Source organism: Corynebacterium sp. NML140438, from assembly GCF_001875725.1.
In the GTDB taxonomy this organism is placed as follows: Bacteria; Actinomycetota; Actinomycetes; order Mycobacteriales; family Mycobacteriaceae; genus Corynebacterium.
In genome coordinates, this window is record NZ_MLCQ01000017.1 from 408,418 (window position 1) to 422,411 (window position 13,994).

At 57.9% G+C, this 13,994-nt stretch carries 12 protein-coding genes and 1 riboswitch; of the genes, 2 read left to right on the plus strand and 10 right to left on the minus strand.

What is annotated here, in order from left to right; genetic code table 11:
• Positions 1-6: 6 nt before the first annotated feature.
• From BJP08_RS04955 to BJP08_RS05000, 9 genes are all read right to left on the minus strand, one after another.
• Entirely contained in the window at positions 7-1,152 is a 1,146-nt protein-coding gene (locus BJP08_RS04955; RefSeq protein WP_071568527.1) for a glycosyltransferase family 4 protein, read from the minus strand.
• A gap of 5 nt (positions 1,153-1,157) precedes the next feature.
• Positions 1,158-2,204, minus strand: a complete 1,047-nt coding sequence (locus tag BJP08_RS04960) for a C40 family peptidase (protein ID WP_255364761.1) — start codon at positions 2,202-2,204, stop codon at positions 1,158-1,160.
• Positions 2,205-2,330: 126 nt separating this feature from the next.
• Entirely contained in the window at positions 2,331-3,074 is a 744-nt protein-coding gene (locus BJP08_RS04965; RefSeq protein ID WP_071568528.1) for a C40 family peptidase, read from the minus strand.
• A 14-nt stretch (positions 3,075-3,088) separates the two neighbouring features.
• A riboswitch (cyclic di-AMP (ydaO/yuaA leader) is annotated at positions 3,089-3,261 on the minus strand.
• A 511-nt stretch (positions 3,262-3,772) separates the two neighbouring features.
• Positions 3,773-5,392, minus strand: coding sequence for a cytochrome bc complex cytochrome b subunit (locus tag BJP08_RS04970; RefSeq protein ID WP_071568529.1), 1,620 nt, complete (start codon positions 5,390-5,392; stop codon positions 3,773-3,775).
• The gene (locus BJP08_RS04975) at positions 5,392-6,612 is read right to left on the minus strand and encodes a ubiquinol-cytochrome c reductase iron-sulfur subunit (protein WP_071568530.1); all 1,221 of its coding nucleotides are present in this window, start codon (positions 6,610-6,612) and stop codon (positions 5,392-5,394) included. Before BJP08_RS04975 ends, BJP08_RS04970 begins: the two co-directional genes overlap by 1 nt.
• Complete coding sequence (locus BJP08_RS04980; protein ID WP_071566026.1) at positions 6,609-7,457, minus strand: cytochrome c; 849 nt, start codon at positions 7,455-7,457, stop codon at positions 6,609-6,611. Before BJP08_RS04980 ends, BJP08_RS04975 begins: the two co-directional genes overlap by 4 nt.
• 80 nt (positions 7,458-7,537) lie before the next feature.
• Positions 7,538-8,158, minus strand: coding sequence for a heme-copper oxidase subunit III (locus BJP08_RS04985; protein ID WP_177221711.1), 621 nt, complete (start codon positions 8,156-8,158; stop codon positions 7,538-7,540).
• 453 nt (positions 8,159-8,611) lie between these two features.
• The gene (locus tag BJP08_RS04995; RefSeq protein ID WP_070362190.1) at positions 8,612-9,043 is read right to left on the minus strand and encodes a cytochrome c oxidase subunit 4; all 432 of its coding nucleotides are present in this window, start codon (positions 9,041-9,043) and stop codon (positions 8,612-8,614) included.
• 17 nt (positions 9,044-9,060) lie between these two features.
• The gene (locus tag BJP08_RS05000) at positions 9,061-10,155 is read right to left on the minus strand and encodes a cytochrome c oxidase subunit II (protein ID WP_071568533.1); all 1,095 of its coding nucleotides are present in this window, start codon (positions 10,153-10,155) and stop codon (positions 9,061-9,063) included.
• Positions 10,156-10,592: 437 nt separating this feature from the next.
• Here BJP08_RS05000 and asnB point away from each other — a divergent pair, with 437 nt between their 5' ends.
• On the plus strand, positions 10,593-12,515 hold the full coding sequence (gene asnB / locus BJP08_RS05005) for an asparagine synthase (glutamine-hydrolyzing) (protein ID WP_071568534.1): 1,923 nt from the start codon (positions 10,593-10,595) through the stop codon (positions 12,513-12,515).
• Between the two features lie 13 nt (positions 12,516-12,528).
• Positions 12,529-13,521 (plus strand): S41 family peptidase, encoded by a 993-nt coding sequence (locus tag BJP08_RS05010; RefSeq protein ID WP_071568535.1) that lies wholly within the window; start codon positions 12,529-12,531, stop codon positions 13,519-13,521.
• 76 nt (positions 13,522-13,597) lie between these two features.
• Here BJP08_RS05010 and BJP08_RS05015 read toward each other — a convergent pair whose 3' ends face one another.
• Positions 13,598-13,942 carry an iron-sulfur cluster assembly accessory protein gene (locus BJP08_RS05015; RefSeq protein WP_070362187.1) on the minus strand — a complete coding sequence of 115 codons (345 nt, stop codon included), beginning with the start codon at positions 13,940-13,942 and terminating at the stop codon, positions 13,598-13,600.
• Positions 13,943-13,994: the final 52 nt, after the last annotated feature.

Below are 13,994 nucleotides of genomic sequence, written 5' to 3' on the forward strand. Positions count from 1 at the left end.
ACCATGCTAGTCGCCTCGAGGCTGAGAAAATAATATGTTCTCACACCGCTCCCCCAACGCCTCCCACGAAAACTCACGTTGCACATGGTGGCGACCCGCCTCCCCCATTGATTCCCGCAACTGAGGATCGCGCAGCAGACGCACCAGCGCCGAAACAAGCAACGCATCATTCGTATCGACGACCACTCCGCTCTCCGCCGTCACGGTCTCCGGAGCGCCACCCGAATCACCGGCGACCACAGGCACTGCGCACGCCTGGGCCTCAAGGAACACGATCCCCAGTCCTTCCACGTCTAAGCCCCCACCACGGGTACGGACAGGCATCGCAAACACATCTGCGGCGGCGACAATCCGGCACAGGTCCTCATCGCTCACCCTGCCAGTGAACCGCACTCCCTCTACGCCTGCCGCCATCGCGCGCAACCGACGCTCATACGGGCCCTCCCCGACAATCATCAGCTGGGTACCCGGCACCTGCTCACGCACCTGCGGCAAAACACGGATCAGACGGTCTTGACCTTTGCGCTTCACCAGACGCGACGCACACACAATCAAGGGGGCATCCTGACAAATCTGGAACGCATCCCGTGTGTCCAGCTTTTCCTGCAGCGTCGCTGGTGCGTAGCGGGACGTCGATACGCCCGAAGGCAGCGCGACGAACTGTGGCGTCGGCCCAAAAGCGTTTTGGAAACGGCCCAACGTGTATTCCGAAATGTAGGTGACCACATCTGCGCCATCACCCACTCTGCGCAGCAGCCGACGCCCCACCTCGAACATCGACCACCCGACCTCGTGGCCGTGCGTGGTCGCCACCACTCTCGAAGCCCCCGCGCGCTTCGCCGCAGCCCCCATCACTCCTAACGAAGCCGCAGCACCGAACCACACAGTGTCAACGTGTTGCTCTCTAATGATGCGCTGCATCGTCCTACGCACCGTCGGTGTAGGAAGCATCACCGAAAACGGCCAACGAATAATCGTGTACGGCTGCTCAGCATCCCACGCCAACGCAGCTTCCTTGTCTTGCATCGACGCAAACACAATGATGCGTTCCGCCCCACGACGTCGAACGATCTCGTGCACATAATCTCGCAGGTAGGACTGAATCCCGCCAACAGTCGGCGGGAAGTCATTCGTCACTAATAGAACGGTCATGAACGCTAGTAACGGACTGCGCCCTGCACGGGCATCGAATTCAGCGGCACAACCTGGACCGGAATACCATAGTCAGAGGCGTGCACAACCATGCCGTCACCGATATACATTCCCACATGCGTCACACCCGGGTAGTAACCCACAATGTCACCCGGCTGCAGGTCCCCCATGCTCACCGGCATGCCACCTGCGAGCTGCGCCTGAGACGTACGCGGAATTGTCTTTCCGTTCTGACCGTACGCCCACACCATCAGGCCCGAGCAGTCAAACGCCGACGGGCCCGTAGCACCCCACCCATACGGCTTACCGACCTGCGCAAGGGCCGCACCCACGACACCGTCGCCCACTGGAGGCAACGAGCCAGCATCGACAGGATGCAAACGCCCCTCCCACAACGAACGCGCCTCTGGCGACAAATTATCGACGCGCGCTTCGATCTCTTCGATCTTGCCCTGAAGGGATTCACGTTCCCTCTCGAGCTTCGACCGCTTCGAGTCGAGGTCGTTACGGAGGTACTGGGCTTCCGCGAGCGCTACGTTAGCTGTGTTCGCCTTTGTCGCCGCGTCTTGTGCAGCAAGCTCATGCTCGTCCAAAACGGCGCGTTGTTTCCGTGACAACGAATCGAGGTACGCTGCGCGGTCAATAGCAGTCTGAGGACTTCCAGAGTCCAAGGTCGAAAGGATCACGTCAGCCTGGACATTGCGATATCTCGAGGCAGCAAGACGGTTCACCTCACCCTGCAGCTCATCCCGCGCAGTGCGAGCCTCTTGGACTCTAGCGCGCGCACCCGCAGCATCGGCCTGCAGCCGCTCTAACTCCTCAGACTTGGCAGCAATGTCGTCCTCAACACCCTTGAGCTCCTCCACTTTTGCGGTGACCTCATGTGAGAGTTCATCAACCTGTTTGATCAAATCTTCAACATCGTCTGCCATGGCGGACGGCACAACTGGGCCGCTGCCTACAAGCACAGATATCGACGCGCACAGCGCTGCACGCTTACCCCAAGTGCGACGACCTGCTGCGTGACGCGCATGTAAAGAGTGTTTAGCCACTGAAAGCCCCTTCGCTGGCAAGAAAAACTATCACCAATATAGCGAGAGGGGCTTTAAGTTACAATCTTGTAATTTCGGCGCCCGAACCCCGCAATTGCTGCGCAGATTGGGCGTTAAATACAGTGCTTAGAAACGCACAGCGGAGTGCACCGGCATCATGTGAAGCGGACGCTCTGCAACCGGAGCGTTCGTGTTCAGCGCGTCAATAATGGTGCCGTTGCCGGTGTAAATGCCAACATGGGATGCGCCGCCGTAGTACGCAACGATGTCACCAGGCTGAAGCTGGTCAAGAGGAACCGGGGTGCCGGCGGAAGCCTGCGCCTGGGACGTACGAGGGATCGACTTGCCAGCCTGGGCATAGACCCAGGAGGTGAAGCCAGAGCAGTCGAAGACGTTCGGGCCTGCAGCGCCGTACACGTACGCGGAACCAATCTTGGAACGAGCAATGTCAACGAGACGCTGGCCGGCTGAAACCTGTGGCGCAGGTGCAACCGCCGGAGCAGCAACGTTTGCAGAGTACGCCTTGGCAACCGGTGCTTTGAACTGCGCCTCAACGTTTGCCAACCACGCACCAAACGAAGGAACGTTGGCCACACCCGGAACCGCGCGAACCTGCGCGATAGCCGTCGGAACGTCCGCATTGGACGACTGACCCGCCAAGGACGGAATCCAAGCCTCGATGCCAGGGATTGCGGCGATGCCCGGAACATTCTCAATGCCCGGAACCTGAGCAGCTACCGGCGAATTCGGAATACGAACTTCAGCCGCCTCAGCGGAGAGTGGCGAGAGCAGCGAGGCACCTGCAGCCGCTGCGGTCATTACCGCGACGTTACGTGCAGTGCTGCGTGCCTGACGACGGTGCTTAGCCATAATTGTAAAACTCCATATCTTCTCTTTTGCCGGCCGGGTTAGCTGACGGGTTGGGCTAGAGAACCAGCCTTGCAAACTCCGCGGAAACTTCCACTCTCGTTCGCATTCACCCCAGAGGGACAAATCCTGCTTGGGTCCCCGACTCCCCACCACATCGAACGCGACAGGGATTAGGCGCTATATGTACTTACTGTTTGCTTTCAACGGCTGTTGCTGCAATGTCTCGATTAGGTTACGAAACGGAAACATCTTTGTCCAACGACGCGGCCGTTATCGTTCCGTGATTTTTTAGCGCTCCCCCTTTTCCGTCAATTTCCTGAGAGTCCGGTGCATGAAGGCCAATACAGCAGCCCTCCGTTTACCCCCTTTTACCTTGCGTTTTACGGCTAACTTGCACGCTGGCAACCGTGGAACAATCAGTAAGAATCCACTAAATCAGACTTATGTGACATTCATCACGACCCATCTATAACGCTTTCATAACAGCGTGGAATCGTGACAAATCCGGCGGTGCTCACGGTCCAAACTCAGTGAATAGCGTAGAAGCATACGAACAGGACTTGTAATACATGAGCATGTTGAAAAGACGGAATGGGGTGCAGGCACGTCACACTCCGGCATGCAAAAGCGCCCTGACGTGCCGTACTTCCGTACAGCTCGCCAGGGCGCTCTTTTAGCGACCGCTAGTTATTTAGAACCTATTCAGAGGCATTGCGATCGTCGAGGTGCTTCGTCTCCTCGAGCTTGCGCAACGTCTCGATTTCTTCGCGGTGATTCTCGCGCTGCGCATCGCGGACGCGCTCGGAAACACCAAGCTCTGCAGGCTTGAACTTACCGATAGTTTCGGAGTCAGCGAACCCGAGCTGGTTGAGGCGCTTCGGCACCGGCGCACCGGCGTACTCGAGCGGCACAGGGTGACCGTGCTCGTCCACTGGGCCGAGCGGCTGGTGAATCTCAACGAATGCACCGTTAGGCAGCTTCTTGATGATACCGGTCTCGATACCGTGCTCCAGAACCTCACGGTCTGAACGCTGCAGGCCAACACAGATACGGTAGGTCAGCCAGTAGGCAAACGGAGGCAGAACGATCAAACCGATGCGACCGAACCAGGTCATTGCGTTCAGCGAGATTTGGAAGAAGTGAGCAATGTGGTCGTTGCCGCCAGAGATGGTCAGCAGCAGGAAGAACACAAGTGCCATCACGCCGAGCCCCGTGCGCACAGGAACGTCACGTGGACGCTGCAGTAGGTTGTGGTGCGCCGTATCGCCAGTTACCTTCGCTTCGATGAACGGGTAGCTGATCAACAGGACAACCATGACACCACACATGAGGGCAACCCAGAAAGCACCCGGGATGGTGTAAGGGCCAAGGTAGAGTTCCCACGCGGGCATGACACGAGCAGCACCGTCAGTCCACAGCATGTAGACGTCCGGCTGCGAACCAGCAGAGACCTGCGATGGGTTGTAAGGACCGATGTTCCAAATGCCGTTGATGGTGGTCAGACCAGCCATTGCCGCCAGAACACCGAAGACAACCATCATGAAACCGATCGCCTTGACAGCAAACACCGGCATAATGCGGATGCCCACAACGTTGTTCTCCGTACGACCTGGGCCTGGGAACTGGGTGTGCTTCTGGAACCAGACAAGCAGCAGGTGCGCTGCGATCAGAGCCAGGATGACGCCCGGCAGGATCAGCACATGCAGGATGTAGAAGCGGTCGAGCATCAGGTCGGACGGGAAGTCGCCGCCGAAGATTGCCCAGTGCATCCAGGTACCGATGATCGGGATACCCACGATGATGGCGGACATAATGCGGAGACCAACGCCAGAGAGCAGGTCGTCAGGCAGGGAGTAACCCATGAAGCCTTCAGCCATGCCGATGAGGATCAGGGTGACACCGATAACCCAGTTTGCCTCACGCGGACGACGGAACGCGCCGGTGAAGAAGATGCGCATCATGTGGGCGAACATCGCCATCATGAACATCAGGGCTGCCCAGTGGTGCATCTGACGAACGAACAGACCACCGCGGACCTCGAAGGAAATGTTGAGGGCCGTGGCGTACGCGCGAGACATCTCAACGCCGTTCAGTGGCAGGTACCCGCCGTCGTAAATCACCTTCGTAATAGAAGGGTCAAAGAACAGGGCGAGGTAAATGCCTGTCAGCAACAGGATGATGAAGCTGTACAGTGCCATCTCACCGAGCATGAACGACCAGTGGCTCGGGAAGACCTTATTTAACTGTGGCCGGAGGAAACCGGCTACCGAGTACCGCGAATCAACGTTGTCCGCGGCTTGTGCAAGTTTAGTACTCATTAGGATTTACGCTCCCAGAATGCCGGGCCGACGGGCTCGATAAAGTTTCCGTTGGCGATGAGGTAACCGTCTTCGTCAACAGTCACAGGAAGCTGAGGCAGAGCGCGGGCCGCCGGTCCGAAGATCGGCTTGCCGTACTGCAGCGCATCGAACTGTGACTGGTGGCACGGACAAAGGATGCGGTTCGTCTGCGCTTCGTAAAGCGAAGTCGGGCAACCAATGTGCGTACAAATCTTGGAGTATGCGTAGTAATCCCCGTAGTGGAAGTCTTCCTGACCTTCACGCTCGACGACGCGCTTCGCGTCCTGGGAGCGCAGACGGATCAGCATGACCGCGTTACGCGGGCCGTGCAGCGAGTGCATGTGGTGCTCGTACACGTCGCGCTCAGGGTCGTAGACGTCACCATCGTTGACGTCCTCCGGGTAAAGCGGGAAAACGGTTTCCATGGAGGCTGCGGCCAGATCCTCTGGACGCATACGCACCAGGCGGGACACGCCCGCCGTGGAGTAGTGCGAACCTGAGACGCCTTCGTGCAGCTCGGCAATCGCGCCGGTGTCACGACCAAGATATACCTTGACGCCCTTCTCCTGCATGGTCCAACCGTGGGTCCACAGAGTGCCGTCGCCCATGTAGTTCAGGTCGTGACGCTTCTTCCACGGGTTCTTGATCATGCCGCCAAGAGGCGCAACGACCATCAGGCCGGCAAGGACACCCGCAGTGCCCAGCAGACCCTTCATCACTTTACGACGACCAAGGGTCGAGGTTTCCCAAGCGTCGTTCAGCAACGCAGTCGTCGTGCGACGGTCCAACTCAGAGGAACGGCCGTCATGGCGACGCTGTACGGAGATCTCCTCCGGGATGAACTTCTTCACGTACTGCACGATGGCGATCCCCAGCGCGGTAAACCCAACACCGGCGGTCAGACCGAGCAGTGGCGTGTACAAGGTGTATACCCACAGTCCCTCATCACCGTGGAAACGTGGCTCCCACGGCCAGAAGAGGTAGACGCCAAGGAACGCGATGCCGCAGAGCACCGAGATGATCAACCAAATGTTGATACCGAGCTCGGACGACTTTTCACGAGGATCGCCGTCAACCGGGAAGCGCTCCTTGCGATAAGCGACGGTAACGTCGTCTAGTTCTGTACCCAGAGCCGCGAGTTCCGCATTGTTCATGCGGTCCAGTTCTTCGGATGTGTAATTCTTCTTTACTTCACTCATGAGCGCGATCCAATCCAGATAGCTGCGGCGGCAACGAGCGTTACGCCGATCATCCACATAGCCATACCTTCAGAAACTGGTCCAAGGCCACCGAGGGCGTAACCACCAGGGCTTGGCGTTTCCTTCGAAGACTTAATGAAAGCGATAATGTCGCGCTTCTCGTCAGCACTCAGCTGACGGTCCGAGAACTTAGGCATGTTCTGCGGACCGGTCAGCATTGCCTGGTAGATTTCCTGCTCGTTTGCAGGATCCAGCTCGGGCGCGTACTTACCGGAGGAAAGCGCGCCACCACGGCCGGTGAAGTTGTGGCAGGACGCACAGTTGAGGCGGAAGAGCTCGCCACCGCGGGCGACATCCGCAGCCTGAATCTGGCCGTCGTAGTTCTTGCCGCGGAGTTCTTCCTTCGCGAGTGAACCGTCTGGGTTGTACACCAGCTCAGGGCCACCGCCGTTCGCTGCTACATATGCAGCCAGCGCGAGTGCTTGAGACTCGGTGTAGCGTGGGCGCTTACGCTCTGCCTGAGCGTCATTCGACATCATCGGCATGCGTCCAGAGTTGACCTGGAAGTACACGGCACCTTCGCCGGTACCGATCAGGGACGGGCCACGGCCTTCAACACCCTGGAGGTTCGCACCGTGGCAAGTGATGCAGGCAACGTCGTAAATGTCCTTGCCTTCTTGAATCATTGCCTGGTCATCTTTTTGCGCAGTTGCGACCTGCGCGTTCGGGGCAAGCGCCGATGCGAGGAAACCCGCACCTGTAAGGCCGAGCGTTAGGGCAGCTGCACCTGCAAAGGTGCGCTGTGCCTTGCGCCGGCTGCGCTTTTTCTTAGGTGATTTTTCCATCTTGTTCCCTTTGAGCGTCAGTGTCTAATACAGATAAATGGCCTTCCGTCTTCAAGACGGGGACTCGACGTATCAGATACCTATTGAACGATATACAGAGTAATGAAGACGCCGACCCAAATTACGTCGACAAAGTGCCAGTAGTACGAGGTCACCATTGCCGCGGTAGCTTGCGCCGGAGTGAACTTCGACTTAGATACGCGGAGCAGCACAACTGCGAAGGCAATGATGCCTGCGGTCACGTGCGCCATGTGGAAGCCAGTGATGATGAAGAACACTGACCCGAAGACACTCGCCTGAATGGTCACGCCGTGCATGATCATCTCTCCCCACTCGAATGCCACGAGGCCGAGGAAGACAACGCCAAGCGCGATCGTTACAGCGAACCATTTGCGGAGCCCAAATACGTCACCCCTTTCTGCTGCGAATACGCCAAACTGGGAAGTCACCGAAGAGGACACAAGCACAATCGTGATGATCAAACCGAACATCACGTTCAAATGTGCCGTCTGGTTATCCCAGTCGCCTGCGGTCATACCGTTTGCTCGTGAGGTGAAGTACATCGCGAACAAACCGGCAAAGAACATCAACTCTTGGGCGAGGAACGCGATCGTGCCAACGCTGACCATGTTTGGTCGATTCAGCGCCGGGACACGATTCTGCGGTGTCGCCATACCTTGGTTAGAAATTGCGGTCGTCACGCATGTGATTATCCCCTGTTTTCGGGTTAAAGTCATCTCCTTTCCCCACCAAACTTTTATGGAGATGTAGCGCTAACCTGCCCTTTCACAACCATTCCCCTCCCCTAAGAAAAGATTTGGATGAGTCGGGAACTTTTTCACCCGCGCTTCCGACTACATCAATGCAGGTCACCACTTACTTAGAATTCACCAAGTGATTTTTCGAGGGTTTCCAACCACTTCCACAGCCGCATGCCGGCAATAATCGGCGATCTTCAAAAGTTCCCATTAGTGACAGGACTCACAATCTTCCGGCCGGATTTTCCGCGAGGGACCTACTTTCGGATGACCCCCAACTGTAACTATCGTGTTCAACCAAAAGGATGAACACAGGAACGCAAAATCCCCCTGGCGAGAGCCAAGGGGGACTTTCTTTGGTCGCCTATCTCCCGAAGGCAGGGAGATAAACGAGTCTTAGTGCTTTTCGCGTGGAATGCCGTACTGCAGATTCAGTTGCGTGGTCGTCCACACGAGGAATACTGCACCGAATACGACCAACCACAGCTGCCAGAACGCGATTCCAAGGCCGAGGAACATCACCGCGCCAGACATTGCGAACGGCCAGATGGAGCTTGGCGAGAAGAAGCCGAGCACGCCGGCGCCGTCCTCAACCTCCGCCTCTTCCCAGTCTTCCGGAACGACGTCCATGCGACGCTCGGTGATGTCAAGGTAAACAGCAAGCATGAAGCAGAGTGCAGTTGCGAGCACAAGGCCGACACCGCCGACCCACTCAAGCCCGTAGAGGTACGCATCCTCGCCGATCCAAGCCGTGCTGATCATGTAGAAGACTGCCATCAGCGCCAGGAAGGTGCCGATTGCGTAGAAAACCTTTGAACCAGTTGCCATTGTTCTGCCTTCTCTTTCTATACCGTCGCGTTAGGGTCGTTGGTGTTGTTGCCGTCGCGGGTGCCGTGACGGTCAGACACGAACGGACGTGTGGAGGTGGCGTACGGGGCTTCACCGATGGATGCGAGTGCATCAGAGTTCGGCGCGTCTGGGTTGTCGATGCGGAACTGAATGTAGTCCGCAAACTTCTCCGGGGTTACGGCACGAACTTCGAAGTTCATCATCGAGTGGTAGGTACCGCACATCTCGGCACAACGTCCGACGAATGCGCCAGTCTTGTCAATCTTCTCGATCTGGAATGTACGCTGCTGCTGGTTTACCTCAGGGTGAGCGTAGGTATCACGCTTGAAAAGGAACTCAGGAACCCAGAACGCGTGGTTCACGTCGCCAGAAGCGAGACGGAACTCAATTGCACGGTCGGTCGGCAGCACAAGTACTGGAATCTCTTCGGTCGTGCCAAGTGTTTCAATCTCGTTGAAGTTGAGGTACGACAGGTCACCGGTGGAGGTGCCGTGGATCGGGTTCGGGTTCTTGATGTTTTCGTCGTCGTACTTCGTTGCCTCAGCCTTTGCCTGACGCTCAGTGTCGACACCGTCGTACGCCTGGCCGTTCGAAGTGAACTCACCGTCGACGTTCGCGTAACCGAACTTCCAGTTCCACTGGTATGCGGTGACATCCACGGTCACCTTCGGATCCTTGTCGAGGGCCGTCGTCTTCGTCTGTGCCTGGACGGTGAAGAAGAAGAGCACCATGACGATAACGATCGGGATGATCGTGAGCACGAGCTCGAGAGGAACGTTGTACTGGAGCTGCTTCGGAAATTCGGACTTACCGCGCTTCTCCTGGCTCTTTGCATTCCACTTGAAGATTGCCGTGAGGAAGAGGCCCCACATGATGATGCCAATAATCCAAGCTGCCACCCAGGTCCATACCCAGAAGTTGTACATCTGCTCACCCTCAGGAGTGACTGGGTCTGGCCAACCCATATCCAACACCTTCGAGATCGCCTCTGGTGGCGCAACCTCACAACCAGTCAGAGCGAGACCGCCCAGCAGGAGCGATCCAGCAACTGCGATTTTCTTCGCGAAGCTGCGGTCCTTTACCTTTTCCACGTGTGTCTGCCTTCCTGTCCACACTCGCTATTTACGGCAGGACGCACACCACAGGTGCGTCCAAGCATTGCTACTCCGCCAGAATAGTTGATTAGCCGCCCTGCCTCTGAATTCTGAGGATTTTTCGGAGATACATCATCTCGTAGCTAATCACCATTGAGAGCAGGGCGTGCAAAACCCGTGTACTCAATGGGTTTTAGATAAAACGGTACAAACGTCCTGGTAAGAGCTTTATTTTTCACCCAAATTACTCAACCATAAGTTGGCCCCCTTTTGGGGACCGAATAAAGGATGAAGAATTTCTGAGTTTTGTCCACGGTTCCGCTGGTTCGCGTATCCCCTACACAAAACCCTATTGTTGAATGGAAGAAACGCTTCGTGGCCCAGCACTCCGCATGGCTGCGTGCACCTTATATATAGGAGAGGTTTTCAAGTCTATGTGTGGCCTGTTGGCTCTACTCACCACTCACAACAACGCCGCCAGCTTCGTGGAAGCCGCGGAACGCGCTTTGCCCTGCATGTATCACCGTGGCCCAGACGCCGCTGGCACCTGGAACGACGACCACGCGGTCTTCGGCTTTAATCGCCTGGCGATTATCGATCTGGAACATTCACACCAGCCTTTGCGCTGGGGACCGAAGGAATCCCCAACACGCTATGCGTTGACGTTTAACGGCGAGATCTACAACTACATCGAACTTCGGGAGGAGCTCGAGGCAGCTGGCTACTCCTTCAATACGTCGGGCGATGGCGAGCCTATCGTGGTTGGTTTTCACCACTGGGGCGAGAGGGTTGTTGAGCACCTGCGCGGTATGTTCGCATTCGTCATCTGGGATACCGAAACGCAGCGCATGTTCGCAGCGCGCGACCAGTTCGGCATCAAGCCGCTGTTCTACGCCACTACCCCAGCCGGCACCGTGTTCGCGTCCGAAAAGAAGTCCATTCTGGAAATGGCACCAGAGCTAGAACTGGGTCTCGACCTGGATCGGCGGGCTATCGAGCACTACGTGGACCTGCAGTATGTTCCGGAGCCAGAGACGCTGCATGAGAGCATTCGTAGGGTCGAGTCGGGGTGCACGGTTTCGCTCACCCCTGGCGGCGAGGTCGTCTCGGAGCGCTACTTCAAGCCACACTTCAGGCCTCAGCCCGTGCCCCAAGGTCAAGAACAGAAGCTGTACGACAGGATCGCTCGGGCGCTCGAAGATTCCGTCGAGAAGCATATGCGTGCGGACGTGACCGTCGGTTCTTTTCTCTCCGGCGGCATCGATTCGACGGCGATTGCGGCGCTCGCGAAGCGCCACAATCCAAACTTGTTGACGTTCACCACCGGCTTCGAGCGCGAGGGGTACTCGGAGGTAGACGTGGCGGCGGAATCCGCTGAGGCGATTGGCGTCGAGCATATCGTGAAGATTGTGTCGCCTGAAGAGTACGCGGAGGCGGTGCCGAAGATCATGTGGTACCTCGACGATCCGGTGGCGGACCCATCGCTGGTGCCACTCTTCTTCGTCGCCCAGGAGGCTCGCAAACACGTCAAGGTCGTGCTTTCTGGCGAGGGCGCAGACGAGCTGTTCGGCGGCTACACCATTTATAAGGAACCATTGTCGCTCGCGCCGTTCGAGAAGTTGCCGACGCCACTGCTCCGCGGACTCAACAAGCTCAGCCAGGTCCTTCCGGAGGGGATGAAGGGCAAGAGCCTCCTTGAGCGCGGCACGACCCCGATGGAGGACCGTTACTACGGCAACGCTCGCTCCTTTAACTTCGAGCAGCTGCAGCGCGTACTGCCATGGGCCAAGCGCGAATGGGACCACCGCGAGGTCACCGCTCCGATTTACGCCACGTCGAAGCAGATGGATCCAGTTGCTCGGATGCAGAACTTGGACCTGTTTACCTGGATGCGCGGTGACATCTTGGTCAAGGCGGACAAGATGAACATGGCGAACTCTCTGGAGTTGCGCGTGCCGTTCCTGGACAAGGAGGTCTTCGAGGTCGCGCAGACGATTCCGTACGACCAGAAGATTGCACACGGCACCACCAAGTATGCGCTCCGTAAGGCGATGGAGCAGATCGTTCCGCCTCACGTGCTGCATCGCAAGAAGCTGGGCTTTCCTGTCCCGATGCGCCACTGGCTGGCTGGAGATGAGCTCTTCGGCTGGGCGCAGGACACCATCCGTGATTCGCAGACAGACCATATCTTCGCCAAGAACCAGGTGCTGGAGATGCTCAAGGAGCACCGCGATGGTGTCTCCGACCATTCCCGTCGCCTGTGGACGGTGCTGGCCTTCATGATCTGGCACGGCATCTTTGTCGAGCACCGCATCGATCCTGGCATCGAGCACAAGGAATACCCGGTGCAGCTCTAAGGAGATTCCTCCCATGTGGACCAAGAAACGAGTACTGACCACCATCGTCGCGATGCTCAGTGCACTGCTCCTCACTGTCGCCGCCGTGGCGTTCGTCTATGGGCCGACGCTCACCGCGATGCTGACGGGCACAGCTCGTTTCGCGGGGACTCAGACACCGAAGCGGTATAGCACGACGGTGCTCGCGCTCGCTGAGCAGGGCATCCACGCCGACTCGAAGGAATTCGAGGACGCGAAGGCCCGCGCAAAGGAGGCCGCCAAGCAGGCAGACACGCTTTACGACGTCTACCCCGCCCTGGCAGACGCCGTGAAAGCTGCTGGCGGCAAGCACTCCCGGCTGATTGAACCTGATAACCCTAACCTCGGCTGGACTATGAAAGAGAAGCCGGAAGCCGCAGTCAGCGTCGAGGGCCGTGTTGCGGTGGCAACGGTGCCTGGCGTCGATCGGCACGATGATGTGCAGGGGTACGCAGACACGCTCGCGACAGGCATGGCTTCCGCACGTGATGGCGGGGCCTGTGGTGCGGTCGTTGATCTGCGTGGCAACGACGGTGGTGACATGGGCCCAATGGTCGCTGGACTCTCCCCGCTGTTGCCTGATGGCACGGTGCTCGAGTTCGTATCGCGTTCGAGCACCAGCCAGGTCACGGTCGACGAAAACTCGGTCACCGGAGGAGGCACGCCGCTCACGACATCTGGCGGGAAGTGGGAGGCGCCGGTGGCAGTCTTGGTCGATGGTGACACCGCTTCGTCAGGCGAGGCCACGATGCTGTCGTTCCGGGGACTTGAGCGTTCACAGAGTTTCGGCTCCCCTACCGCGGGCTACGCCTCGGCCAATAAGGTGTACGACTTCCCGGATGGCAGCCTGCTGATGCTTACCATCGCGAAGGACAAGGCACGCACTGGTGAGGAGTTCGCCGAGGAGCCGGTGCAGCCTGACGTCGAAACCGATACGCCGTTAGAGCAAGCGAAGCAGTGGCTTGCGACCGAGCACGGCTGCCAATAGTCCACGCAGACAAAACACCCCGCGCTCCCCTCAATCATGAGGTGGGCGCGGGGTGTTGGCGTCGAAAAGCTACTGCTTAGTTGAAGCTGTCACCACAGGCGCAGGCCGAGCCAGCGTTCGGGTTGTCGATGGTGAAACCCTGCTGCTCGATGGTGTCAGCGAAATCGATCGTCGCACCGGTAAGGTACGGCACGCTCATCTTGTCCACGACAAGACGCACACCACCAACGACGTCGGCCTTATCGCCGTCGAGCTCACGATCATCGAAGTACAGCTGGTAGCGCAGGCCAGCGCAGCCTCCCGGCTGAACAGCGATGCGAAGCGAAAGGTCGTCGCGGCCTTCCTGGTCGAGCAGAGCCTTCGCCTTTGCAGCTGCTGCTTCAGTAAGGGTCACGCCCGTTGCAGACGTAGGTGCAGTCATTCTTTCTCCTTGCTTAGCGAATACCTTCACGCAAAATGCGTGCTTCGGAGTG